Source organism: Indioceanicola profundi (genome assembly GCF_003568845.1).
Taxonomy (GTDB): Bacteria; Pseudomonadota; Alphaproteobacteria; order Azospirillales; family Azospirillaceae; genus Indioceanicola; species Indioceanicola profundi.
This window is the reverse complement of the sequence record NZ_CP030126.1, coordinates 520,998-545,073: the sequence shown is the minus strand read 5'-3', so window position 1 is coordinate 545,073 and position 24,076 is coordinate 520,998. Positions and strand designations below refer to the sequence as shown.

Below are 24,076 nucleotides of genomic sequence, written 5' to 3'. Positions count from 1 at the left end.
TCAGCATTGGCGCGGTTCCAAGCTGTCCATCATCGCCTCTGCCACGGCCCGGTCGCCCGGGTTCCCATCGGTCAGAAGACCTTCACGGACGCCGGCCCGATCGTCCGCGCGCCGGTTCTGGCTGAGCTTCCACTTGGCCTCGACGCGGTCCACCACCAGGCGGATGCCGACGATGCCCTTGAGCTGGGCCGCGATATAGTCGGCCGGGGCATCGGTGACAGACCAGGGGGCGGAGCGGCCGGCTTCGTGCCGGCTGGTCAGGCGGGTGACGATATCCAGCTTGCCGGCCGCGTCATCCACCAGCTCCAGCCGGCCATGGCAATGCACGGCGATGTAGTTCCAGGTCGGCACCACCCGCCCGGTCTCCGCCTTCGACGGGTACCAGGACGGGGTGATGTAAGCGTGCGGCCCTGCGAAGATGGCAAGCGCCGGCATCGCCGCATCGAAGTTGCGCCATTGTGGATTGGCCCGCGCCAGATGACCGATCAGGGTGCCATGCGGCCCGCCGTCCGCCGTGCGCAGCAGGGGCAGCGGCGTGGCCGACAGCCCGCCCTCTCCCACCGTCACCAGTGTGGCGAAGGGGTGCGCGTCCAGGAAGGCCGCGATGGCGGCGGGATCGTCCTGGCGGAAGGCGGGGGGCGTGTACATGGCGCGGGGACTTGCAGGGAGGGGTTGGATGGGGTCGCCTCCATTTCACCTGCTTCCCGGCGCTTGTCATCCCGAACCTTGTCCGGGTGACAAATCCCAGAACGGAAACGGGCGGGCGCCTGTCCGACTGCCCGCCCGTCTCCGGGAACGCTGATCCTGTTGGAGGGAAGAGGATCAGTCCTCCTCATCCTCCTCCTTCGACTCCGGGCCCACATCGACGTCGATGGGCACGCCGGGCGCGAACTTGGACTGGCGGATCGCCAGGGCCGACTTCACATGGCTGACATTGGGGGCCGCCGTCAGCTTGCTGGTGAGGAAGCGCTGATAGCTGTCCCAGTCGGTGGCGACGATCTTCAAGAGGAAGTCGGTTTCGCCGGCCAGCATGTTGCACTCGCGCACTTCGGCCCAGCTATTGACCAGCTCTTCGAATTTCTTCAGATCGTTCTCCGCCTGGGAGGAGAGGCCGACCTGGGCGAAGACGGTCACATGGTAGCCCATGGCTTCAGGGTTGATGTCGGCATGGTAGCCGCGGATATAGCCCGCCTCCTCCAACGCGCGGACGCGCCTCAGGCAGGGCGGAGCCGAAATCCCGGCGCGCCGTGCAAGTTCAACATTGGTCATCCGGCCATCCGCCTGCAGGTCGCGGAGGATACGCCGGTCAATTCGGTCGAGTTTGACCCGCCGCATGGTGATTTCTTAAGGCTCCCGGGAGATAGGGTGAGCAATGATATTACACGTATGCAGTCCATTCGCCAAGCCGTGCCCGCATCACCGGCATATTCCAGGCGCATCCGTGGTAAGCGCGATGGAGATGGACAGGAGCCGTTTAATCCGGCGGAGTGCAATATCATGAATGAAATTAACAATTTCAGCGCGCCGGTCTGCTGGGTCATGTCCGATGGAAAGGCCGGGATGGAGAACCAGTGCCTGGGCCTTGCGGAGGCTGTCGGAGCCGTTCCCGTGGTCAAGCGCATCGGCCTGAAGTCGCCCTGGCGGCAGCTTACCCCCTATCTGCCGGTCGCGATTCCCGGATCACTGACGGATACGTCGGACAGGCTGGCGCCGCCCTGGCCGGACCTTCTGATCACCAGCGGGCGGCAGGCGGTGGGCCTGGCCCTCGCCATCCGGCGGAGCAGCGGCGGGCGCACCTTCTGCGTCCACATCCAGAATCCCGGCGTGCCCACCGCCCTGTTCGATTTGGTGGTGATGCCGCAGCATGATCGCAAGACCGGCCGCAACATCGTCACCACGCGCGGGGCTATTCATCGGGTGACGCCGGAGCGGCTGGCCGATGCGGCGTCACGTTTCGCGCCCCGCCTCTCCCACCTGCCCCGCCCCCCCGTCGCCGTCCTGATCGGCGGCAGCAATGGCGTCTATGAGCTGACGCCGGAGGTGATGCGCGACGTGGCCGGCAAGCTTGCCGGGCTGGCGCGCGACCACGGCGCCGGGCTGATGGTGACGCCGTCCCGCCGGACCGGGGCGGAGAACGAAGCCACCTTGCGCGCGGCGCTCGACGGGCTGCCGGCGGAAATCTGGGACGGCACCGGCGAGAACCCCTATTTCGCCTATCTGGGGCTGGCGGACACGGTGGTCGCCACCTGCGACAGCGTCTCCATGATCTCGGAAGCGGCAAGCACCGGAAAGCCGGTCCATGTCATCGAACTGGCGGGGGGATCGGCGAAGTTCCGTCGCTTCCATGAGATGCTGTACCAGGACGGCACGGCGCGCCCCTTCACCGGCGAGCTGGCGGACTGGAGCTATACGCCGCTGGACGATACCGTCCGCGTCGCGGCGGAGGTGCGACGGCGCATGGCTGAGAAGACGGTCACGCGGCAAAGGGCTGCTTGATCGGACTGGAAAGCAGGGTCAGATAGTTCAGCGGCCTCACCGCCAATCCATTGGACCAAGCCCTATGACCGCCGACCTGATCGATCTGGACAAGTTCCGCACGACCCCTCTCTCCGCCGATCCCTATGACCATCTGGTCGTGCCCGGCTTCATCCGGGCGGAAGCGCGGGAGGCGATCCATAAGGATTATCCGGAGGTCGCCACCCCCGGCAGCCATCCGCTACCGGAGCTGAGCTACGGCCCGGTCTTCCGCCGCTTCATGGAGGAGATCCAGGGGCCGGAGATGACGGCGGCCTTTTCCGAGAAGTTCGGGATCGACCTGACCGGCCATCCCACCATGGTCACCGTGCGCGGACATGCACGCGCCAAGGACGGGCAGATCCACACCGACAGCAAGACCAAGATCATCACCGTCCTGATCTATATGAACCCGGCCTGGGAATGCCCGGACGGCCGCCTGCGCCTGCTGCGCACGCCCGACAGCCTGGAGAACCCGGTGGTCGAAGTGCCGCCGGACGAGGGCACCCTGCTTGCCTTCCGCAACAGCCCCACTGCCTGGCACGGCCATACCAGCGTGGAAGGCCCCCGCCGCGCCATCCAACTGAACTGGGTGACGGATGAGAGCGTGGTGCGCCGCGAGCAGTTCCGGCATGGCCTGTCATCCAAGCTGAAGAAGCTGAATCCCTTCGCCTGACGAAAGAGCATGCCGTCCGCGCCCCTCTGCCCTGAGCGGCGATGCGCCATGCAGTGAGTCGGGGTGCTCGGTGGGCAGCCGGGGGTCTATATAGGGGCCTTCATTTTCCCCTTTCGCAGATCAGGCTGGACCCGTCCCATGGCGCTGCGCATTGAGACTTTCAGCAACGTGACCGGCGGCAACGCCGTGTTCAAGGCGCTTGGCCACCCGCTGGTAGCCCCCAAGGCGGACAAGCTGCTGATGGAGCTGCGGTGCGCCGGCCCGGTGGCGGTCTATGACCCGCTGGGCCTTGCCGTTCCCTTTGCCGAGCTGTTCCCGCTGACCGGGGTGGAGATCGCCGCGGTCTATGTCCAGGACGTGCAGAAGATCGGCGCCCGCGTGCTGGGCGTGGAGGCGGAGCCTGTAACCGCGCTTGCGGGCAGCGACGCGCGCGTGCTGTTCGTCGTCTCCTTTGATGCCGACAAGCTGCTGGGCCATGTCCGTCATCTGATCCCCGAGGGTGTCGAGGTGGTGACGCTGGATGGGCTGAAGCTGCCCGACCGGCTGCTGACCGAAACGCGGCAGTATCTGGCGCCGTTGAACTTCGCCACCAATTTCGCCTTCTTCCGCGACAAGGACGGCCACCACACCCGCGTCGTGACGGCCAATTACTGGTCCGGCTATGGGGCGAAGGGGCCGCGGCTATGGCTCTGCCTGTTTGCCGATGACGGCCGGGTGCTGGCCGAGTGGCAGGAGGATGTGCCCGGCGCCGGCGCCACCGTGGTGGTGGACAGTGCCGAGGTGCGCCGCCGCTTCGACCTGCCGGAATTCGAAGGCCAGCTTTTCATCCATGTCATCGGCGCCGCCGGCCACGATGTGGTCAAGTACGCGCTGGACACATACGGCGACGATCCGCACGTCCTGTCCTGCACCCATGACGCCAACGCCTGGCCCGCCGATTACTATGCCGGCCTGCCTGCCCCGGCGGAAGATGAGCGGGTGATCCTGTGGGTGCAGAACAGCCATCCCACCCCGATCCCGGCCGGCGCCATCAAGCTGAACCCGATGGGCCGCGACGGCGAGGCTGTGGCGCTGGAGCGTGAGGTGCCGGCCTTCGGCAGCCATGCGCTGGACGTGGCGGAACTGCTGCCGAACCTGCGCTGGCCGGGTCAGATCGAGATCGCGGCCGGCAAGCACATGGTGCGCCCCCGCTATGAGGTGGTGCGGCTGAACAAGGAGGGTGCGGAGGTCCGCCGCCGCATCGCCCATCCCAATGTCGAGCGTACGGACCTGAAGCCGGACCCGCAGCTTGCCGAGCTGGGCAACCTGATGGGCAAGGGCTTCATCCTGCCGGCACCGGTCTTCCCGGTGGGGCGCTTCCGCACCATCGCCCTGCCGACCCCGATGGCCCGTACGCAGGAGCGGTTGCCGATCACCGCCATCCTGTACGATGCCGACGGAACCGAAGTGGCCCGCTCCAGCCTTGGTGCCCTGCCCCGCGACCATGTCACGGCGCTGGATGCGGCGGAGTTGCTGAATGGCCATCACCTGAAGTCCGGCTATGGCCATCTGGAGATGATCTACGATTTCTCCGCCGGCCAGGATGCGGATGGATGGCTGCACGCCCTGTTCCGCTATCAGGACAAGATGACGGGCCATGCGGCGGAGACCAGCTTCGGCGCACACATGTTCAACACCTGCCTCACCTACAAGGGTGAGCCGCAGAGCTATTCCTCGCGGCCGCCGGGGCTTTCCACCCGGCTGTTCCTGCGCCTGGGCTGCCAGGGTTTGGACACGCTGTGCCACCTGATCTACCCGGCCAGCACGACTTGGCACCCGTTCAGCGACACGCAGTTCGTGCTGACCCGCCGCGACGGGTACGAGGTGGCGCGGCGGCAGGTGAAGATCGCCTGTTCCGGCAGCTTCCACTTCCGCGCCAGCGAGCTGTTCGACGCGGAGGAGATGCGGGAGGCCGGCGGCAACGGCTATATCCTGATCCGCGACACCACCTGCCGGCTGTTCGGCTATCACGGACTGATCCGGGAGGGCGAGACCGGCGCGTTCTCCCTGGACCACATGTTCGGCTTCTAGGAACGAAGCGGGGCGCAGCGCTCAGGCCTGCGCCCCGCGCCCATCCTCCCGCAGCGGAACGAAGGGCATGCCGGCCATCTCCATGGCCTGCTCGATCATGTCCGCGGTTTTCTGGTCGAAGAGCTGCATCAGCAACTCATCCACGGCCCGCTCCTCGGTCTCGCCGCAGTCGGCATGGACACGGGCCAGCACGGCTACCTGGAAGTAGCGCCGTCGCTCCTCCTCCCCCCTGTAGGCCAGTTGCTTCACCACATTCAGGGCGGAGCGGAAGGGCGGCAGCAGCAGCGCCGGAATCCGCGCCCGGTTGAACACCGCCCGGAGCGCCAGTCCACCATCGTCCAGCAGCAGCAGCCGCGCATTCTCCACTGTGATGCCCGCGCGCACCGCCATTCCGGCCACGAACAGATCGATGTCGCCGGTGCACAAGGCCCGGAACAGCAGCGATGCCGTCAGGCGGCCGTTCAGCATCAGGTGATGGGCGAACAGCTCCATGTCCGTGCCCTGGCGCACCAGCGGCTGGAGCATCAGCACGGTAGCCGCCTCTCGGCCATGGGCCACCAGTCCCGCCACCATTTCCGGTCCCAGCCCGTACCGCTCCACCAGATCGCAACGCAGCTCGTCGGAGACGCGGGCGATCAGCTTTTCCACCACCGCCATCGGCAGGTGCGCCCGACCGGCCATCGGCTCGGCGACGAACGGCACGTCGCCATAGCGGTCGGCCACCTTCTCCAGCGTCGGGGGGCCGATCTCGGCGCCCTCGTTCCGCAGCAACGCCCCGATGGCGGTGAGGTTCGCGGTTTCCACGATGGCGTCGGCAACAGCGGGAGAGACGGTGGGCCTTCCGGCAATCGCGACCTGCTTCTCCGCATCGCGCTGCCCGATCAGTTCGAGCAGGAAGTCGTCGGCCAGTTGCTCGACATGGCGAAGGATGGGGAAGGCAACCCTGCCGACATCGTTCGCCAGCCGGCGCGCCAGTTCCTCGGACAGTAGCGGGCTATTATAGATCTGCCAGGCGACCGCCTCCCGCACGGCGATTTCCGCATCGCGGGCGAACCGCTCCAGCACATCGCGGGCAAGCTCCGCCTCGCGTCCCGCTAGGCCCGCCCGCAGGTCGGCGACGACCTTGACCATGGTATCGATCCGCGCCTGCGCCGTCCTGTCGGTCAGCAGCCGCTCCACATCGGAAGATGACAGGGTGCTGGGCTTGTTCACCGTGGAACCTCCGGGCGTGCGAGGCCTGCCGGCCGGGACCTGTGCCCGGCCGTCGTCTGCAGTTGGCGAAACATCTGTGGAACCGTGGAACGGGCCGGCGGGGCCGGTCTCCGGTCAGGGGTAGTCCAGACCGTGGTAGCGGATGACGTCGGTCCAGGTCCGCTCCAGCCGCCGCAAGGTCCTGTAGGTGGCTTCGACGTCCTGCCCGTCCTGCTCCGCCCGGATCAGGCTGTCGATATGGCCGGCCTCCATGCGCTTCAACTCGGCGCAGAGTTCCAGACCGCGGGGAGACAGGCTCAGCCGGGCGGAACGCCGGTCGCGCTGGCTCTGCGTCCGTTCGACGAAGCCCGCCTCGACGAGATGCTTCAGATTGTAGGAGGCGTTGGAGCCGAGATAATAGCCGCGCTCGATCAGGTCGCGGACGGACAGCTCATCCGTACCGATGGTCATGACCATCAGGGCCTGCACCGGGCTGATATCCTCCACCCCCAGACGGGCCAGCTCGATCCGGACCACATCCAGGAAGCGCCGGTGCAGACGCTCGATCAGGCGGGCGAGATCATGATAAAGCCGCATCGTGGGCTGCCGGCCCGGCTGCTCCGGAAGGCTGCGGTCCTCGGATGGCGTGGCCGCGATGAGTTCGGCAGCGGTCGAGAGAGCGTTCATTCGTCATCCATCCCCATGCTTGCGGTCCCTGTATCCCAGGGGCTTCCTCTGCACTCGGATCGCAATTAGTTCGATTTTATACGCAACTTCTTCCATTTAGACTTCACTGAAAGAAGTCCGCGCGTTACTGGGAAAACGATAACACTCCCTTCGCGCCTCCGCTAGAAGGAGTTAAGTATTTCTTTAGGAGCATGATGAGACCCGGGACAAGGCGCACACCGGCGCTGGCTACGGCCGGGCGTGGCTCCGGCCGCAGCATCCGTCGATATGCATGCGTGTCCCGGCGTAGCGGGCTCAGCCGCCGGCCAGTCTCTGCAGGGCGGGCCGCAGCGGCTCAAGGTCGTAACCGGCGGATGAGGCCCGGCCGATGATGTCTTCAACCGGCTTGTCGCCCTTCCTCGCTTCCGCCATGGCCCAGAGATGGGTGCTGCGGGTACCGCTGCGGCAGTGCGCCAGGATCGGCCCCTCATTCGCTTCGACCGCCCGCCCGAACTCTTCGGCGACGGCGGGTCCCATGGTCTGGGCGTTCACGGGGATGTAGACATAGGCGAGGCCGTGGGCCTTGGCGACCTGGGCGGCGCGCTCGGCCGGAAGCTGGCCGGGCTCCTCCCCGTCCGGGCGGTTGTTGATGATCGTCCGGAAGCCCTGGGCCGCCGCTTCGGCGATGTCCTCTTCCGTGATCTGGGAGGCGGCGGAGACGCGGTCGTCGAGTTTACGGGGGGAAAGCGCCACGGGAATCCTCCATTACATTGTTCGGCAGGCATCTCGTACAGCGGATGACCACCGGCCTGAAACGGCACAGACCCGACGCTAGACCAGCGCCGGGCGCAAATCCACTGCGAGCGCCGCCCCCTTTCTCAGACAGCAGCGCGCAAGGCCGGCTCGGGTGCCGCTTCCAATGTGCGCGCCCGATGCCGCAACCTGACCAGCGTGTCCAGCAGCGCCTCACGCTGCTCCAACGGCAGATCGCCCAGCAGCGCGTCGTTGATCGACTGGCGGAGCGGCTGCAGGCGGCGAAGCACCGACAGGCCTTCGGCGCTGATGGACAGCAGCTTGCGGCGGCGGTCCGCCGGATCGTCGTCCTGGCGGATCAGTCCCTTGCGGATCAGTTCAGTCACGGTAGCGCTGATGTGCGGGCGGGAAAGGCCGCGCGCGGCCGCGATCTCGGAAGAGAAGATGCTGCCGCCCTGCCGGCAGATGTCCTGGAAGTTCGCATCGCCGGCGACGTTCAGCAGAACCGTCCACTGCGGCGCGGTCAACCCCGCCTGCTCGAGGATCGCCTCACTCTGCCGCGAGATGGCATTGGCGAGGTCCACGAGGCACAGGGTAATGGCGTCCTCGGGACGGAAGCGGAAGTTCATGTCAGGCATCGGCTTGGCCCCGATTGGATGTGACTGTGCCCACTCTGCGCCGCCGCCGCATCCCCGGCATTGATGCGGATCAATAATGGTTTGCGCGAAAAGCTCCTGCCCACCCGCAACATTCGAGCGGCCAAGGCGGTTGACCCTCATGACATTTCGATGACAGTCTTATTTCAGAACTATTGCATGGAGGGTCGGGAGAATGATCGCAGCCCTGCGAAGTGCCAACAAGGCTACTCCTCTCTGGTGCGCGATATCACTTTCGATCGTCATTCTTTGCATTCTGCTCGGCATGTACTTCCATGCGCGGACTGGCGTTCGCATGTCCTTTCTGTACAGGGACGCGAATGCCATCGCCGGACAGCCCTTCTATTATGGCGTCCTGGAAATCGCGACCGGGGCCATGCTGCTGATGTCGGGGGCCGTGCTTCTGTATGAGGGGGCGGCCGGCCGTCTGTTGGACAGGGGCGTGACGCGCTTCCTGCTGCTTTTCGGGGGTCTGACGGTCCTGCTGGGGCTCGACGACATCCTGATGCTCCATGAGTCTGCCGGGTTCTTCTACTGGCGGCTCACGGAACAGCATGTCTACGCGTTCTATGGTCTGGTGCTGCTGCTTGCCGCCGGCATGAATGTGAGGCTGTTCCTGCGCACGCCCTTCCTGCTGCTGGGGCTGGCAATGTGCTTCCTGGCGCTGTCCACGGCGGAGGACCAGCTCGGCATCCGGCCGCTGGGAGTGGGTCTTGAGGATTATCTGGAGATTTTCGCCTTTGCCTTCTGGTCGTCCTACGCACTGTCCGTGGCGGTTGCCGCCCGGCGGGGCCTGATCCGCTCACAGGAGGAGACGTCCCGGACGCAACAGCGCGCCATGGTGCTCGGCAACACCAGCTCACGCGGCCTCTGACCGCGCGGGACGGCGGAACGCCCCTGCCCCGCCGCTGTTCGAACGGCACAGCTGAGCGAGAGGGATACCGTCATGAGCCGCAGGAAGGTGCTGGGGGTCGAGGTGGAGACGGATGATCTGCCCGACCCGGATGAGGTGAATACCGACGCGCCAGGCCCCGCTCCGGGCGGGTTCTTCAACACCGGCCCGACCGCCGGTCCCGGCGAGGCCGAAGCCACCAATGTGGCCCGCATTGCCGACAGCCTGGAAGGCATACGGTCGGAACTGGCGGAAATCCGCAAGATGCTGACCCGGTTCGCGGGCCAGGGCTGAAGCACGACCCCATGTTCCAGGTCACTTTCCTTGGCACCGGGGCCACCGTGCCCTCGGCCGACCGCGGCCTGTCCTCCCTGATGGTGGAGCATGAGGCGACGCGCGTCCTGGTGGATTGCGGCGAGGGCACCCTGCGCCAGATCCGCAAGGCCCATCTGGGCATGCGCCGCCTGGATCGGGTGCTGCTGACCCATGGGCATCTGGACCATGTGCTGGGGCTTGCCGGCATCGCGAGCACGTTGGAGCTGTGGGACCAGGCAAGCGGCCTCACCATCCATGGCAGCGACACCGCCTTGCAGGTCGCCCGCACGCTGCTGGACCAGGTGGTCTGGCCGGAGGATGGGCCGGCCATTCGGGTCGAGTACCAGGAGGTCAAGCGCGACAGCCCGGTGCTGGACCAGAACGGGCTCCGCATCACCGCTTTTCCCGTCCGTCATCATGAGACGCACAGCTTCGGCTATCTGTTCGAGGAGGCCGGGCGGCGGCCGATGGATGTCGGTAAGCTGGAGGAGTTGGGCGTTCCCGCAGGGCCGGATCGGCATCGCCTGACGGAGAAGGGCAGCATCGACCTGCCCGATGGGCGCACGGTGCGTCTGGAGGATGTGCTCGGCCCACCGGAGCGGGGCGCCCGGCTGGCTGTGGTCGGGGATGCGGAGCGCATCGACGATCTCGTCGAACCTGTCCGCGGGGCCGACCTGCTGGTGATCGAGGCCACCTATGTCACCGCCGACGAGGGAACGGCCCGGAGCCGCGGTCATCTGACCGTGCGCGATGCCTGCGAGCTGGCCAAGCGGGCAGAGGTGCGCCGGCTGCTGCTGACCCACCAGTCCAGCCGCTATGATCCCGAGGCCGTGCGCCGGGAGGCGCAGGAATTCTTCCCCGCAGCGGAGATCGCGAAAGACTTCGACAGGGTGCGGGCGGAAGCGTCGGCCGGCTGACCGGCGCTTCCGCTCAGGATGTCAGACCCGGACCTTCTCACGCTGGTTGGCACGGGCCAGCCAGCCGGAGGTCAGCTCCTTGTTGCGGGCCACATCGGCGGGGAAATCCATCTCGCCCCACTCCAGCCCTTCGATGGAAACGGTGCCGACCGCGCCGGTCTGCTTGGCGATCGTGTCGATCACCGACAGGTACCAGCGGCGCAGACCTTCCGGCGTGCGCATGGTGCGCTCTACCTCTTCCCGGAACAGGCGGCCGCCTTCCGCGCTGAAGCGCAGGAAGCCGATGCTCTCGCCCGTCACGATATCCAGCGGCAGCGTCTTGCCGATCGCCAGCAGCGCGCCGTCCACGTCCTGCACCTTCATATCGTCTGCGTCGTAATCGTCCTTGCGGTCGATGGTGACGGTGATCGGGGCCGTGGCACGTGTCAGCAGCTGCTTCACCACCGCCGGCTCCAGCAGCGTGTCGCCGTTGAGGATCAGGAACTCGCCCTGCATCTCATGCCGGGCGACCCAGCAGCTCGCCGTGTTGTCGGCCAGCGCATAGAAGGGGTTGTACAGCGTGCGCACGGAAATACCGGGCACGGCCATGCGCTCGATGGCGCGGTCCACCATGTCGGCGGCGAAGCCGGTGACGACCACCGCCTCGGCCACGCCGTTGGCTGCCAGGGCGCGGATCTGCCATTCCAGCAGGGACAGGCCGGACAGCTCGATCAGGCATTTCGGCCGATCGGCGGTGAGCGGCATCAGGCGCTTGCCCTGGCCGGCGCTGAGGATGATCGCTTTCACTGGTGTCTACCCATCTGAAGCAGGTCCGGCGGAGGACGCCGGACCCGATGATCCCTTGTCCTGGCAGGCCCGGATCGGCCCTTTGTTGCCAGGACGGTAAATGATGGATACGCCAAGGTCGATTGCCAAGGCTGTGACCGGTCTCACGCCTGTGCGGAAATCTCACAGGCGATGCGCACAGAACACAGGTTTCCTAGTCTTCCATCCATTTGCGGAGCAGATTGGACAGGCACTTGGACAAGAGGTCGAACTCCGCGGTTTTGCCTTGCGCCTTGAACAAGGACTGCCGGGCGGTGTCCAGGTCGAACAGAAGTTCCCGGTCCGCGGGATCGCGGACATAGCTCCGTATCCATCCCACCGCGGCCATCCGCTGACCGCCGGTGACCGGTTCAACCCGGTGAAGGGTGGTCGAGGGATAGAAGATGGCCGCGCCCGCCGGAAGCTTGAAGGCCATTTCCCCCGCCGCGGTCTCCATCACCAGCTCCCCGCCCTGGTAGCTGTCCGGATCGGCCAGGAAGATTGTGAAGGACACGTCGGTGCGGACGCCGCCCATAAGCGCATCGTCGACATGGCTGCCATAGGTCTGGCCGCCGCCGTAGCGGCTGAACAGGATGGGACCGAAGCTTTTGGGCCGCGTCGCCATGGCGGCCACGGGATGCGCCCGCACCGCCTTCTCCACCTCTGCACGCAGATCGGCATGGGCGGGGTCGGCGGCGCTGAGCTGGTCGTTGTGCTTGACCAACTTGGCGTGCCAGCCCGCCGTCGCCTTGCCGTCCTGGAAACGGCCAGCGGACAGGCGATCGAGGATGGCCGCGACCTGGTCGGGCGTAAGGATATCGGCGACGGGCAGGATCATGGCCCATGATTGCCATGCCGGCGGGATGCGAGCAAATGAGAATGACTATCAGCACCCATGCGGGCAGGGTCTGCCAGGGCCGGAAGCATTCGACGCGTTGCCGGCCTCAAACGCCGTCATCAGCCCTGGGGACAGCCAGGGCGACCGCACTTCATCGCGCCCACGGCCGGAACATAGACGCCGCAGGCCTTGCACTGGACCATGTCCTCGGCCGAGACACGGGCCGGGTTGCGGGCCTTCTCCATCTCCGCCCTGGCCCGCTGCTTCTGGATGCGGCCCATGACCTTGAAGCCGTACCAGACGGCCAGAACCAGGACGATGAAGACGAGAAGTTTCGAAAGCATGGGCCAATTCAGGTAGGCTGGCGGGCAGGTCGGACCAGCATGGCGATCCGCCCCGCCCGTGCAAGCGTAATCGTCCGCGGGCTTACTCCGCCGGGATCGGGCCGAAGCTGCCCCTGCCCTGCGCCGCCAGCCAGGCGAAGGTGACATAGGCCGCGACGGACTGGTCCAGCTTCGCCGGATCGACCCGCGCCAGCGTGTCGTCGGCGGTGTGGTGGACGTCGAAATAGTCGGTCCCGTCCAGTTCCAGATCGACCACCGGCATGCCGACCTGACGCAGGGGGATCATATCCGGCCCGCCGCTGGCCGGCTCACCGCTGGGCAGGATGCCGAGCGGGGCCAGATGGCCCATGATCAGGTCTGTGGCGGGTTTGGCATCGGGGTGGACGCGGGTGCCGAAGGCATAGACCGGGCCGGCACCGAAATCCGCTTCCGTCCCGATGACGTGATTCGCCATCTCGTCCTTATGTGCGGCGGCATAGGCCTTGGCGCCGATGAGACCGGCCTCCTCCGCCGCGAACAGCACGACGCGGATGGTGCGGCGGGGCCGCTGGCCGCTGTCCATGATCAGCTTCGCAGCACTGGTCACGATGCCGATGCCGGCTCCATCATCCACCGCGCCCGTGCCGAGGTCCCAACTGTCCAGATGCGCGCCCAGGATCACGATCTCCTGCGGCGCTTCGGCTCCCACGACTTCACCGATCACGTTGTGGCTGGTGACCGCGCCCGGGAACTCCGGCGTCATGCGCAGCCTCACGCGAACCGGCTTGCCGCGGTCCAACATCCGCTCCAGCTGCTCGGCATCGGCGACGGACAGGGCGGCGGCCGGAATCTTCTCCACCCCTTCGGCATAGCGCATCACGCCGGTATGGGGAAACCGATGGTCGTCGGTGCCGACCGAACGGATCAGCACCGCTACCGCGCCGCGCTTTGCCGCCTCGACCGCGCCTGCCCCGCGCATCCGCACGGCATAGCCATAGCCGGCCCCGGTCTGGGTCCGCGCCGTGCGCTGGGCGATGAAGGCAATCTTGCCTTTCAGTGCCCCCTCCGGTGCCGCCAGCATGGCGTCGAAGGTCGGGAACCACGCGATCTCCGCCTCCACCCCGTCAGGGCCGGTGGGGACGGAGCCGCCCAGCGCCGTGACGTGCAGCGGCTGCGGATAGGGGGCGGTGACTTCCGCCCGCTCCTCGCCCCGGATCCAGCCTTCGACCTGCACCGGCTCGGCCCGGACGTTCTCGAATCCCAGTTCCTTCAGCTTGGCGATGGCCCAGTCCACCGCCGCCTTGTCGGCCGGCGTTCCGACCAGCCGCGGCCCGACTTCCGTCGTCAGCGACTCGACGATGGCGTAAGCGCCGGACCCGGCCAGCGCCTTCTTCTGCAGGTTGGAAACGATGGCGCCCTGATCGGCAGGGATGCTGGCCGGTTCGGCATGGGCCATGGCGGCCCAGCCCATGAGAACCGCAGACGCGGCCCCGATGATCACCTTGCGCAACTGACTGACTCCCTTCGGAATTTCCTGGAAGGGAGAGTATCGGCCGATGCCTGCTGCGTGAAGCCGTCTGTTGCCCCGCCTGCCCCGCGGCCCGGAAATCCTACAGCCCGTACCGCGCCCACATGGCCCGGTCCTCCATGGCCGTCATCAGGCCGGACGGCAGGTCCGACAGCAGGTCGGAGCCGATTTCCGGCGCCACGACGCTGAACCGCAGGCGGGAAAAGAGCGACTTCTTCTGACCGATTCCGCGGATCACGACCTTGTTTCCGAACCGCTCGCGCAGGACGGTGCGGGCATCGCCCAGCCGGTCCACCAACCCGAGTTCCAGCCCCTTGGCTCCCGTCCAGAAGGCGCCGGAGAACAGTTCCGCCGCATCCCCGTTCAGCTTTCCGGCACGGCGCTGGCCGACCCATTGCTTGAAAGCGTCGTGGATTTCGAGCTGGAGGGACTTGAGCCGGGCCACATCCTCCTCCTTCTCCGGCTGGAAAGGGTCGAGAATGCTCTTGTTCTCGCCGGCCGTGTAGACACGCCGCTCGACGCCCAGCTTCCGGATCGCCTCGGTGAACCCGAAGCTGGCGGAAATGACGCCGATGGAGCCGACGACGGAGCTGGGGTCGGCAACAATCTCATCGGCGGCACAGGCGATCCAGTAACCGCCGGAGGCTGCCACATCCTCAACGAAGGCGATAACGGGAACCCTCTTCTCCTCCGCCAGCGCGCGTATCCGCTTTCCGATCAGGGCGGATTGCACGGGCGAGCCGCCGGGGGAGTTGATCACGATCGCGACGGCCGCCAGCCCGGCCGGGGCAAAGGCCCGCTCCAGCAGCGGCGCTGTGCCGGCGATGTTCAGACCGCCCTGGCGCAAGGGCCCGCCCCCGGCGGCAATGACGCCGGACAGGCGGATCAGGGAAACGACGGGTGGGTTTTCCAGGCCGAACAGCCTGCGGAAGCGACGCATCATCATGCAGATATAAATGGTGGCGGCCTGCCCGCCTTGCCAGATGCGGTCATCAGGCGGCATTGGGATCGGAAACGACGGAAATCGACGCGCCGTCGCGCAGCACCGCCTCCGCCTGCGCCGAATAGCGCTGGCCCTCCGCATGCAGAATCAGGCCGGGCAGCAGAACGGACGGGCTTCTTACATTCCGGCGGGCATGGACGATGATCCTGCGGGCCGGCTCCCCGGCGCGCGGCCAGAGAGGCAGGATGCTGATTCCGCCGAATCGGCCTTCCAGCAATGCCACCACCCTGTCCAGCCGTTCCGCGCTGTGGATGATGGTCAGCGTTCCCCGCGCACTCAGCAGGCGCAGTGCCGCCTGCACCCAATCCGCCAGCCCGGCCGCCCCTTCCCCATGGCTGACCGCCTTGTGGGCGAAGGGGGAGCGAGTGTGGCGGCCGGCGGGGTGGAACGGCGGGTTCATCATGATGCGGTCGAACCGGCGTGCGGCCAGCCCGGCCGGTGGAACCGACAGGTCCCCCTGGTGGACTGCGACGCGCTCCGCAAGGCCGTTCAGCCCGATGTTGCGCACCGCCAGTTCCGCGTTCAGCGGTTGAAGCTCCAGCCCCTCCACCCGCACGCCGGGCACCCGCGTAGCCAGGCACAGGGCTGCCGCCCCGACGCCGCAGCCGAGGTCCAGCACGCTTTCCCCCGCCCTTGCGGGAACGGCCGCCGCCAGAAGAACCGGGTCCACCGCCACGCGGTAGCCGTGGCGCGGCTGCAGCAGCCGTACCCTGCCGCCCAGCAGCGAATCTTCCGTCACTTCCATGGGCTCCACGGCTGGTTCCCGCATCAGTCCGCCGCCCGGATATCCGCATCTGCAAGAATGTCGCGGGCCTGCTCCCAATCCTCCTCATCCACCATCAGACGCCGGGGAATCGCGCCAATGGAGCCCTCGAGGACGGATGTGTGCTCATCCAGCAGCACCGTCGCGATCCCGGCATCGGCCAGCAGCGCGCGGCAAAAGGACAGTTCCACCAGATTGTTGCTGCGCATCAGCGCCTTCATGCCGCATCGTCCATGTCCGGTTCCGTTCCTATCTCGACCGTAGCATCACCGACGCGCTTTTCCGGCGGCCGGTTCCCGGCATGGGAGCCATGCGGCGCCCCCCATGAGAGGCCGAAGACTTGACCGCCGGGGGACCGCGGCTATGCTCGCGGACGGGTGCCGGCCGGTCAAGCCGGCAAGTCCCGCGCCTGGATGTCTGTCGCCGTTCTGCAGGAGTGCCCGCACGTGGCCGTTGTGACCAACCTGGATACCAAACGCCGCAAATCCGGTGACGATCCCCTGGACGCGCTGGCGGCGCTGGTCGCCGACGAGCTGAAGGCGGTCAACGACGTCATCATCTCCCGCATGCATTCGCCGGTGGAACTGATTCCCCAGCTTGCCGGCTACATCGTGGCGGGCGGCGGCAAGCGCCTGCGGCCGATCCTGACCCTCGCCGCGGCCCAGCTCTGCGGCTACAAGGGCGACCGGCAAAAGCCGCTGGCGGCCTGTGTGGAATTCATCCACACCGCCACCCTGCTGCATGACGATGTCGTGGATGAAAGCGACCTGCGCCGCGGCCGCGCCAGCGCCAATGCCGTGTTCGGCAACAAGGCCAGCGTTCTGGTCGGCGACTTCCTGTTCGCCCGCGCCTTCCAGGTGATGGTGGAGGACGGCTCGCTGGACGTGCTGCGCATCCTGTCCAACGCCTCGGCGGTGATCTCCGAGGGGGAGGTGCTGCAGCTCACCACGACCAACGATACGGAGACGAGCGAGGAGGCCTATCTGGAGGTCATCCGCGCCAAGACGGCGGAGCTGTTCGCTGCCGCCTGCCGCATCGGCGCCGTGGTGGCCGAGCGCCCCCATGCGGAGGAGGAGGCGCTGCGCGCCTATGGCCTTAATCTCGGCATCGCCTTCCAGCTCGTGGATGACGTGCTGGACTATTCCGCCGTTCAGGCCCGTCTGGGCAAGACCATCGGCGACGATTTCCGCGAGGGCAAGATCACCCTGCCCGTCGTGCTGGCCTTCCGCCGCGGCGATGAGGAGGAGCGGACCTTCTGGCGTCGGACCATGGAGGAGATGGACCAGCAGGAGGGCGACCTGGAGCGGGCCATCGAGATCATGAACCGGCACAACGCCCTGCGCGACAGCGTGGAGCGGGCGCGCCACTATGGCGCCGTTGCCCGCGACAGCCTGGGCCTGTTCGCCTCCTCGCCGGTCAAGCGCGCCCTGCTGGACGTGATCGACTTCGTCGTGAACCGCGACTTCTGAGAAAAATGCATCTCCGCCCGAATGGACGCTACAGACTGCTTGCAGTGTCCGCTGGAGGGCGCTATATAGCCGCCCACCCCGCACGGCAGCCACTGCCGGGCCGGGGCCGAAGCCTGACGGGGTGTAGCTCAGCCTGGTAGAGCGCTGCTTTCGGGAGGCAGAGGCCGGAGGTTCGAATCCTCTCGCCCCGACCAAAAAGCTTCGGCACAGAAGGGCCGCTGGTCTTCCAGCGGCCCTTCGTCGTTTCCGGACCTGGGCACTTCTCTGTCCGTCATTGAAACGCCATGCTGCCGGTGCATGTTGGCGGAAGTGCCGGTGCCGATCTCCGGTCCCGTTCCGCCATTCGGAGGCCGCCATGCGCCACCATCCTGCCCTCCTGCTGCCCGCCGCTGCCCTGATCGCCCTGCTCACCCTGCCTGCCGCCGGACTGGCGCAGGCGCCGGAAGAGCCGGATGAGGGTCGGCGGGTCTGCGTCGATGTGGACCGGATCAACGGCTGGACCGTAGCCGGCGACCGCACCGTGGAACTCCGGGTCGGCGCCCGCGACCGCTATCTCGTCGAGCTGGGAACCATCGCCGAATCCGCCGGGCTGCGCAGCTCCTCCCGCATCGGGATCGTGCCGGATATCGCCGGCCGGCTGTGTAGCCGCGGCGGCCGCATCCTTGCCGACGGGCTGCGCATTCCCGTGCAGGATATCCAGCGGCTTCCCCCGCGCGGCAGTGAGGAAGCATCGACCGAGTGAGACCTTGTCGCCCTTCCAGCGCGCCTCCGGACGGGTTCCGGGTGGCGGCCGGGACCGGGCCGGCTATCTTCATGCCCACATGATCCGCCCATCCACCACCAGGAGAGCATCCCCGTGAGCGAAACCGGATTCGCGCCCTTCCGTATCACCGTCTGCGGCATTGACGAGCTGCCCGGCCATTGCGATGTCGGCGTCAGCCATGTGCTGTCCATTCTGGACCCCGGCCTGCCGCCGCCGCCTGCCTTCGGCAGCTTCGGGGAGCATGTCCGCCTGGATCTGCGGTTTGACGACATCATCGACCCGATCCCCGGCAAGACCCTGCCGGAGCCGCAGCATGTGGATGCGGTTCTCGCGTTCGGTCAGGAACTCCTGGCGGAAAGCCCGGGCGCCCACCTGCTGGTCCATTGCCACATGGGTGTTTCGCGCTCCACCGCCAGCATGGCGCTGATCCTGGCCCAGTCCCGGCCGGACCGCGATCCGGCGGAGGCATTGGCGGAAGTCGTGCGTATCCGTCCGCAGACCTGGCCCAACCTCCGCATCCTGGAAATCGGCGACCAGAAGCTGGGCCTTGACGGAAAAATGGTTGCCGCGGCACGCGACCATTATGCCCGCGCCGCGAAGGCCGAGCCGCAGAAGGCGCGCTTCTTCCGCGAGGTCGGGCGTGGGCGGGAGGTGGAGCACCTGGACCTGCCCTGAACTCCAGCTCTGCCCGCCGGAACCCGGCCCGGCCCCCGCCAGTTGACCCGGCGTCGAAAGACCGGATCACAAGGGCGGAGCGGTATGGGCAGCGATCGGATGGCAAGGCGGAATACTGCGGCGGACGAACAGGGTAGCCCCGACCGGGTCCAGCGGCTGATGACTCCGGACGGGTCCGAGATCGACCGGCTCCAGGGATTCCGCCTGAACCTGAAGATCGAGTTCCGACGCTGTCGGCGGGACGATCTGGAAGCGCTGGAATGGTGGGGGCAGTTCAGCGAACACCGGGAAATCATCCGCGCCGCCTTTGAGCGGCAGCGCCTTGGCGAGCTGGTCATGCTGCTGGCCGATCTGGAAGGCTTCCCGATCGGTCAGGTCTGGATAGATTTCCGCCCCACCCCGCGTACCGAAGAGGGAAAGATCAGCGCATCCCTCTGGGCCGTGAGGGTTCTGCCGCCGCTTCGCAATCAGGGCATCGGCGAGAAGCTGATGCTGGCGGCGGAGGAAATCGTCCGCGGCCGCCGCTATGACGAACTCGCCCTGACCGTGGAACGTTCGAATCCGGGGGCCAAGCGCTTCTATGAGCGGCTGGGCTATCGCACCTCCGGCAATGCGGATGGCGAATACAGCTATCGCAGCCCTACCGGCCAGGTGCGGCGCATCCCGCTGAACCAGTGGGTCATGCGCAAGCCGCTGCCGCGGTGAATGGAACGATCCGGGCATGAATTCACGATTTCAGGGCGGCACCTTGTAGTTAACAATGCCGCCGACAGACATATTCTTTCCGTTTTCAACTGCATTCGCAGACTTCGCCGCGCCCATTCATTCGGTGTTAATAGGTTAACTTTTCCCCGGCCTTTTGGGTGCCGCCTCCCTCCCAAGAGACTCATCGAACCTCGACATTGGTTCCATTGACGCATTGCTTGCTTGCGACATAGTCTCTCCCTAACCAGCGAAGAGACACACAATCGCATGCCTAGCATCCTAGTCGCGGACCACCACGCACTGATGCGCGAGGGGCTGGTCCTGATCCTGAGGGACCTGGTCGGCGGGAGCGCCCAGGTTTCTTCCGTCCCTACCTGTTCCGAACTCTTCGCCAGATTGGAGAATGAGGGGACGGGCATGGTCCTGCTCGACCCGCACATGCCGGGCTCGCCCGGCAATTCCGTGTTCGCGGAACTCCGCCGCCGCGCCCCGAACTATACTCTGGTCGCGGTCAGCGGCCGCACGGACCAGCACACGGTGGCGGAGGCGCTGCGCAACGGCGCACGCGGCTTCATCCCGAAGGCGAGCGGGTCCAACGTGCTGCAGGCGGCGCTGGAGACCATCTGGGCTGGCGGCGTCTTCGTGCCAGACTTCCCCTGGCAGCAGCCCCCCGCCGGCGCGGTTGCGATCAATGGTGCGAACGAGAACCGGGCCGATGGCAGGGAAGCGGCGCGGGCCGGCCTGACCCGGCGGCAGGCGGAGGTGCTAGACTGCATCCGGCGGGGCTATTCCAACCGCGACATCGCCCTGGAACTCGGCATGTCCGAGGGAACGGTCAAGAACCACGTCAAGGCGCTGATGAAGGTGCTGAAGGTCCGCAACCGCACCCAGGCGGCGCTGCTGGTGCTCTAGCCTTCCGATTCCGCGCGAGCTGCGCCATGGTGGGCCCGTCCTGACCGATGGAGAGCCCCAGCCATGCCCCGCATCCAAGCACAATCCGGCGACGCCCTGGTGCTGGTGGACATCCAGAATGACTTCTGCCCCGGCGGCGCGCTGGCCGTGGCGGAGGGGGACGAGGTAGTGCCCGTGGCCAACAGGCTGGCCGGCCTGTTCCCCATCGTGGTTCTGACCCAGGACTGGCACACGCCCGGCCATCACAGCTTCGCCAGCGCCCATCCCGGCAAGGCCCCGTTCCAGACCACCGAACTCAGCTACGGGACGCAGGTGCTGTGGCCCGACCACTGCATCCAGGGGACGGAGGGCGCCGGGTTCCATCCCGGCCTGGACACCGGCCGCGCCCATCTGGTCATCCGCAAGGGCTTCCGGGCCGAGATAGACAGCTATTCCGCCTTCCGCGAAAATGACCGGCAGACCACCACGGGACTTGCCGGCTATCTGCGGGAACGCGGAACCCGACGGATCTTCTTCGCCGGTCTCGCCACCGACTACTGCGTCGCCTGGTCGGCGGAGGACGCCGTGCGGAACGGGTTCGAGGCCGTGATGGTGATGGATGGCTGCCGCGCCATCGACCAGGGCGGCTCCCTGGCCGCGGCGCTGGACCGGCTGAATGCGGCCGGCGTCACCCTGGTGCAGAGCGGGGACGTGGCCACCTGAGCCGTTCCCCGCCCCTGTCATGCGTCCAGGGAGCCGGGCGGTTTCGAAACCGTCACTGGCGCAGAGCATGCGCTTTCAGGATAAGTGCGCGCGCGGAGGCGGCCCGCGGCCGGACCTTCATGCCTGAGGACAGATTTGTTGCATTATTCGATCGTCATCCCGGTCCTGAACGAGCAGGACAACATCCTGCCGCTGACCGAGGAGCTGTTCGGTGTCCTTGGCGACGGGGATTACGAGGTCGTCTTCGTCGATGACGGCTCCACCGACGCGACCTGCGACCGGCTGGCCGAAGCGACGGGCCGTTTTCCCCGGCTGCGTCTGGTCCGCCATGCCCGCCGATCCGGCAAGAGTGCCGCCCTGCTGACCGGGGTGAAGGCGGCGAAGGGCGATTGGATCGTCACCATGGATGGCGACGGGCAGAACGATCCGCGCGACATCCCCGCCCTGCTGCAAGCCGTCGGCGCCGACCCGCGCACGGTTCTGGCGGCCGGGAACCGGCGCAAGCGCGACGATACTCTGGCCAAGCGGCTGGCCAGCAGGGCCGGCAACGGCATCCGGCGCGCCCTGCTGCATGATGCCTGCCCGGACACGGCCTGCGGACTGAAGGCGATCCGCCGGGACGTGTTCCTGGCGCTTCCCTTCTTCGACAGCATGCACCGTTTCTTCCCGGCCCTGGTCCGCAGCCGCGGACTGCATTATGTGAACGTGCCGATCAATGACCGCGCCCGGCGCGCGGGGCAGAGCAAGTACACCAATCTCGGCCGCGCCATGACCGGCCTGTTCGACCTGTATGGCGTCATGTGGCTGCTGCGGCGCACGACCCTGCCGCCCGCCGTCACTGAAGTGGAGCATCAGGACCGGAACGGGTCCGTTGCTGGAGAAGCCCGATGATCTGGACCCATATCGAAGCCTGGTGGGCTGCGGCCGTCGCCGACAAGGGTTGGCTGGTCGTGTTCGGCTTGGCCGCCCAGACCATGTTCATGATGCGCTTCGTGATCCAGTGGGTCAGCAGCGAGCGGGCGAAGCGCAGCGTGGTGCCGGAAACCTTCTGGTATTTCAGCCTGGCCGGCGGGCTGATGCTGGTGGTCTATGGCGTGCTGCGGCCGGACATCGTCATCATCTTCGGCCAGCTTCCGGCGCTTGTGGTCTATTCCCGCAACATCGTCCTGATCCGGCGGGAGAAGCGGCGGCTCGGCTGCGTCGATGCGCGGACCGAATCCGTGCGGGAGATCGTCACGGAATGAGCCGCCCGCCTGCCCGCCTGACCGTGCTGCGGCCGGTCCACTTCGCCCTGCTTCTGGTCGTCAGTCTGGTGGCGTTCCTGCCCGGCTTCTTCACCATCCCGCCCTTCGACCGGGATGAGAGCCGCTACGCCCAGGCCAGTCATCAGATGCTGGAGACCGGCGACTATGTCGATATCCGCTATCAGGACGAGGCCCGCCACAAGAAGCCGGTCGGCATCTACTGGATGCAGGCCGGCGCCGTTTCCCTGCTGACCGGCGGCGACACCCACGGGCCGATCTGGATGTACCGGCTGCCCTCCCTGTTCGGCGCGGTGGCCGCGGTGCTGTTGACCGCCTGGGCCGGTGCGCGGCTGTTCGGGGCCACGGTGGGCGCGGCGGCCGGCCTGATCATGGCCGTGACGGTGATCCTGGGCGTGGAAGCCCGGATGGCCAAGACCGATGCCGTGTTGCTGGCCACGGTCGTGGCGGCGCAGGGCGCACTGGCCCGGATCTATCTGGATGCGGCGAAGCCGGGGAAGACACCGCTTCCGCTGGCGCTCGCCTTCTGGGCGGCGATAGGGCTGGGCATCCTGGTGAAGGGGCCGGTGATCCTGATGCCGGTTGCTGGCGCCATCCTGGCCCTCTGGGCCATGGACCGGGACATCCGCTGGGTCCGCGACCTCCGCTTCGGCATCGGCGTGCCGGTCCTGCTCGCCATCGTGCTGCCCTGGCTGGTCGCCATCGGGCTGAAGACCGAGGGCGCGTTCTTCAGCTACGCCATCGGGCACGAGTTCCTGGGCAAGGCCCATGCGGAGCAGGAGAACCATGGCGGCCCGCCGGGATACTACCTGCTGACCTTCTGGCTGACATTCTGGCCCTTCTCCCTGGCCGCGGTGCTGGCGCTGCCCTGGGTGTGGCGGAACCGGGGGGACGCGGCGGTGCGTTTCTGCCTGGCCTGGATCGTGCCGAGCTGGGTGATTTTCGAGATCGTGGTCACCAAGCTGCCCCACTACACCGTCATCGTCTTCCCCGCCATCGCCCTGCTGACCGTGGCCGCGGCGCTGGAGCGGTTCGAGGCGATGCAGGCCCGGCGCGGCATCGGCTTCTGGCTGGCAGCCGCCTTCTTCCTGCTGGTCACCATCGCCTTTGCCGGCGTTATCGTTGGCTTCCCCTATCAACTCACCCGGCAGGTGCAGCCCTTCGCCGTTCTGGGCGGGGTGCTGATCCTGGCCACCGGCATCGCCGCCGTGGTGCTGGAGAGGATGCGGGAGCCGAACCGCCTGATGGCCGGGCTGGTGATCGGGGCCGCCCTGACCTACGGCACCGTGCATGGCATCGTGCTGCCCCGGCTGGAACCGATGTGGCTGAGCCGCACGGTGAAACAGGCCGTGGACAGCCATGCCCCATGCCCCGGCATGCTGCTGGCGGCTTCCGGTTATACGGAGCCCAGCATGGTGTTCCTGGTCGGCACCGCTACGAAGCTGGGCGGTCCCGGCATGGTGGCGGAGCATCTGGCCGCCGACCCCGCCTGCGCCCTGGGGCTGGTGGAGGGCCGCGACCAAGCTGATTTCGAGCAGGCGCTACAGACCCTCGGAGCCGAGGCGGAACTGCTTGAGACCATGAGCGGCTTCAACTATTCCCGCGGGCATGAGGCGGTGCTGCGCCTGTACCGCGCGAAACCCGTATCGGACAACTGACCAGAAGGCGGGCGCATCCGA

Annotated in this window: 28 protein-coding genes and 1 tRNA gene; 16 read left to right on the top strand and 13 right to left on the bottom strand. The window is 67.0% G+C overall.

Annotation, left to right across the window (positions count from 1 at the left end; genetic code table 11):
- Both DOL89_RS02645 and DOL89_RS02640 read right to left on the bottom strand, forming a co-directional pair.
- Window positions 1-648 carry an FMN-binding negative transcriptional regulator gene (locus DOL89_RS02645; RefSeq protein ID WP_119677749.1) on the bottom strand — a complete coding sequence of 216 codons (648 nt, stop codon included), beginning with the start codon at window positions 646-648 and terminating at the stop codon, window positions 1-3.
- Between the two features lie 174 nt (window positions 649-822).
- Window positions 823-1,335, bottom strand: a complete 513-nt coding sequence (locus DOL89_RS02640; RefSeq protein WP_162937285.1) for an Lrp/AsnC family transcriptional regulator — start codon at window positions 1,333-1,335, stop codon at window positions 823-825.
- A 162-nt stretch (window positions 1,336-1,497) separates the two neighbouring features.
- Between DOL89_RS02640 and DOL89_RS02635 the strand changes: the two genes are divergently transcribed.
- The 3 genes from DOL89_RS02635 to DOL89_RS02625 all read left to right on the top strand — a co-directional run bounded on the left by DOL89_RS02635 (window position 1,498) and on the right by DOL89_RS02625 (window position 5,260).
- Window positions 1,498-2,496, top strand: coding sequence for a mitochondrial fission ELM1 family protein (locus DOL89_RS02635; RefSeq protein WP_162937284.1), 999 nt, complete (start codon window positions 1,498-1,500; stop codon window positions 2,494-2,496).
- A gap of 64 nt (window positions 2,497-2,560) precedes the next feature.
- Entirely contained in the window at window positions 2,561-3,190 is a 630-nt protein-coding gene (locus tag DOL89_RS02630) for a 2OG-Fe(II) oxygenase (RefSeq protein ID WP_119677747.1), read from the top strand.
- A gap of 138 nt (window positions 3,191-3,328) precedes the next feature.
- Window positions 3,329-5,260 (top strand): hypothetical protein, encoded by a 1,932-nt coding sequence (locus DOL89_RS02625; RefSeq protein WP_119677746.1) that lies wholly within the window; start codon window positions 3,329-3,331, stop codon window positions 5,258-5,260.
- A gap of 21 nt (window positions 5,261-5,281) precedes the next feature.
- Here the strand turns inward: DOL89_RS02625 and DOL89_RS02620 are convergent, their stop codons facing one another.
- The 4 genes from DOL89_RS02620 to DOL89_RS02605 form a co-directional block, all read right to left on the bottom strand.
- Window positions 5,282-6,472 carry a DUF2336 domain-containing protein gene (locus tag DOL89_RS02620; protein ID WP_225889861.1) on the bottom strand — a complete coding sequence of 397 codons (1,191 nt, stop codon included), beginning with the start codon at window positions 6,470-6,472 and terminating at the stop codon, window positions 5,282-5,284.
- A 114-nt stretch (window positions 6,473-6,586) separates the two neighbouring features.
- On the bottom strand, window positions 6,587-7,138 hold the full coding sequence (locus DOL89_RS02615; RefSeq protein ID WP_318658527.1) for a MarR family winged helix-turn-helix transcriptional regulator: 552 nt from the start codon (window positions 7,136-7,138) through the stop codon (window positions 6,587-6,589).
- 294 nt (window positions 7,139-7,432) lie between these two features.
- A complete protein-coding gene (locus DOL89_RS02610) occupies window positions 7,433-7,870 on the bottom strand; it encodes a TIGR01244 family sulfur transferase (protein WP_119677745.1) in 438 nt (145 codons plus the stop codon).
- A 125-nt stretch (window positions 7,871-7,995) separates the two neighbouring features.
- Window positions 7,996-8,499: a MarR family winged helix-turn-helix transcriptional regulator gene (locus DOL89_RS02605; RefSeq protein ID WP_162937283.1), complete on the bottom strand. Its 504-nt coding sequence runs from the start codon at window positions 8,497-8,499 to the stop codon at window positions 7,996-7,998.
- 322 nt (window positions 8,500-8,821) lie between these two features.
- On the opposite strand from DOL89_RS02605, the gene DOL89_RS02600 reads away from it, so the two are divergent.
- The 3 genes from DOL89_RS02600 (at window position 8,822) to DOL89_RS02590 (ending at window position 10,650) form a co-directional block, all read left to right on the top strand.
- Entirely contained in the window at window positions 8,822-9,400 is a 579-nt protein-coding gene (locus tag DOL89_RS02600; protein WP_119677743.1) for a hypothetical protein, read from the top strand.
- Between the two features lie 72 nt (window positions 9,401-9,472).
- Entirely contained in the window at window positions 9,473-9,712 is a 240-nt protein-coding gene (locus DOL89_RS02595) for a hypothetical protein (protein ID WP_119677742.1), read from the top strand.
- A gap of 11 nt (window positions 9,713-9,723) precedes the next feature.
- Window positions 9,724-10,650 (top strand): ribonuclease Z, encoded by a 927-nt coding sequence (locus DOL89_RS02590; protein WP_119677741.1) that lies wholly within the window; start codon window positions 9,724-9,726, stop codon window positions 10,648-10,650.
- Window positions 10,651-10,671: 21 nt separating this feature from the next.
- Here DOL89_RS02590 and DOL89_RS02585 read toward each other — a convergent pair whose 3' ends face one another.
- From DOL89_RS02585 to DOL89_RS02555, 7 genes are all read right to left on the bottom strand, one after another.
- Window positions 10,672-11,436 carry a phosphocholine cytidylyltransferase family protein gene (locus tag DOL89_RS02585; protein ID WP_119677740.1) on the bottom strand — a complete coding sequence of 255 codons (765 nt, stop codon included), beginning with the start codon at window positions 11,434-11,436 and terminating at the stop codon, window positions 10,672-10,674.
- 193 nt (window positions 11,437-11,629) lie between these two features.
- On the bottom strand, window positions 11,630-12,292 hold the full coding sequence (locus tag DOL89_RS02580; protein WP_119677739.1) for a Fe2+-dependent dioxygenase: 663 nt from the start codon (window positions 12,290-12,292) through the stop codon (window positions 11,630-11,632).
- Between the two features lie 119 nt (window positions 12,293-12,411).
- Window positions 12,412-12,636, bottom strand: coding sequence for a PP0621 family protein (locus DOL89_RS02575; RefSeq protein WP_119677738.1), 225 nt, complete (start codon window positions 12,634-12,636; stop codon window positions 12,412-12,414).
- 82 nt (window positions 12,637-12,718) lie between these two features.
- Window positions 12,719-14,116 (bottom strand): M20/M25/M40 family metallo-hydrolase, encoded by a 1,398-nt coding sequence (locus tag DOL89_RS02570; RefSeq protein ID WP_225889951.1) that lies wholly within the window; start codon window positions 14,114-14,116, stop codon window positions 12,719-12,721.
- Between the two features lie 109 nt (window positions 14,117-14,225).
- Window positions 14,226-15,146, bottom strand: coding sequence for a S49 family peptidase (locus DOL89_RS02565; RefSeq protein ID WP_318658526.1), 921 nt, complete (start codon window positions 15,144-15,146; stop codon window positions 14,226-14,228).
- A complete protein-coding gene (locus DOL89_RS02560; RefSeq protein WP_119677737.1) occupies window positions 15,136-15,915 on the bottom strand; it encodes a tRNA1(Val) (adenine(37)-N6)-methyltransferase in 780 nt (259 codons plus the stop codon). The genes DOL89_RS02565 and DOL89_RS02560 overlap by 11 nt, the downstream gene beginning before the upstream one ends.
- A complete protein-coding gene (locus tag DOL89_RS02555) occupies window positions 15,915-16,130 on the bottom strand; it encodes a putative signal transducing protein (RefSeq protein WP_119677736.1) in 216 nt (71 codons plus the stop codon). The genes DOL89_RS02560 and DOL89_RS02555 overlap by 1 nt, the downstream gene beginning before the upstream one ends.
- Window positions 16,131-16,355: 225 nt before the next feature.
- Here DOL89_RS02555 and DOL89_RS02550 point away from each other — a divergent pair, with 225 nt between their 5' ends.
- The 10 genes from DOL89_RS02550 to DOL89_RS02505 all read left to right on the top strand — a co-directional run bounded on the left by DOL89_RS02550 (window position 16,356) and on the right by DOL89_RS02505 (window position 24,055).
- Window positions 16,356-17,378 carry a polyprenyl synthetase family protein gene (locus DOL89_RS02550; protein WP_119677735.1) on the top strand — a complete coding sequence of 341 codons (1,023 nt, stop codon included), beginning with the start codon at window positions 16,356-16,358 and terminating at the stop codon, window positions 17,376-17,378.
- A gap of 117 nt (window positions 17,379-17,495) precedes the next feature.
- Window positions 17,496-17,572, top strand: a tRNA-Pro gene (locus DOL89_RS02545).
- 161 nt (window positions 17,573-17,733) lie between these two features.
- Window positions 17,734-18,120, top strand: a complete 387-nt coding sequence (locus DOL89_RS02540) for a DUF6491 family protein (RefSeq protein ID WP_119677734.1) — start codon at window positions 17,734-17,736, stop codon at window positions 18,118-18,120.
- A 114-nt stretch (window positions 18,121-18,234) separates the two neighbouring features.
- Window positions 18,235-18,816 (top strand): tyrosine phosphatase family protein, encoded by a 582-nt coding sequence (locus DOL89_RS02535; RefSeq protein WP_205574621.1) that lies wholly within the window; start codon window positions 18,235-18,237, stop codon window positions 18,814-18,816.
- Between the two features lie 99 nt (window positions 18,817-18,915).
- On the top strand, window positions 18,916-19,521 hold the full coding sequence (locus tag DOL89_RS02530; RefSeq protein ID WP_162937281.1) for a GNAT family N-acetyltransferase: 606 nt from the start codon (window positions 18,916-18,918) through the stop codon (window positions 19,519-19,521).
- A 267-nt stretch (window positions 19,522-19,788) separates the two neighbouring features.
- Window positions 19,789-20,433: a response regulator gene (locus DOL89_RS02525; protein WP_119677732.1), complete on the top strand. Its 645-nt coding sequence runs from the start codon at window positions 19,789-19,791 to the stop codon at window positions 20,431-20,433.
- Between the two features lie 63 nt (window positions 20,434-20,496).
- Window positions 20,497-21,135, top strand: a complete 639-nt coding sequence (gene pncA / locus DOL89_RS02520; protein WP_119677731.1) for a bifunctional nicotinamidase/pyrazinamidase — start codon at window positions 20,497-20,499, stop codon at window positions 21,133-21,135.
- A gap of 138 nt (window positions 21,136-21,273) precedes the next feature.
- Entirely contained in the window at window positions 21,274-22,026 is a 753-nt protein-coding gene (locus tag DOL89_RS02515; RefSeq protein ID WP_318658525.1) for a glycosyltransferase family 2 protein, read from the top strand.
- Window positions 22,023-22,379 carry a lipid-A-disaccharide synthase N-terminal domain-containing protein gene (locus DOL89_RS02510; protein WP_119677729.1) on the top strand — a complete coding sequence of 119 codons (357 nt, stop codon included), beginning with the start codon at window positions 22,023-22,025 and terminating at the stop codon, window positions 22,377-22,379. Before DOL89_RS02515 ends, DOL89_RS02510 begins: the two co-directional genes overlap by 4 nt.
- Entirely contained in the window at window positions 22,376-24,055 is a 1,680-nt protein-coding gene (locus DOL89_RS02505) for an ArnT family glycosyltransferase (protein ID WP_119677728.1), read from the top strand. Before DOL89_RS02510 ends, DOL89_RS02505 begins: the two co-directional genes overlap by 4 nt.
- Window positions 24,056-24,076: the final 21 nt, after the last annotated feature.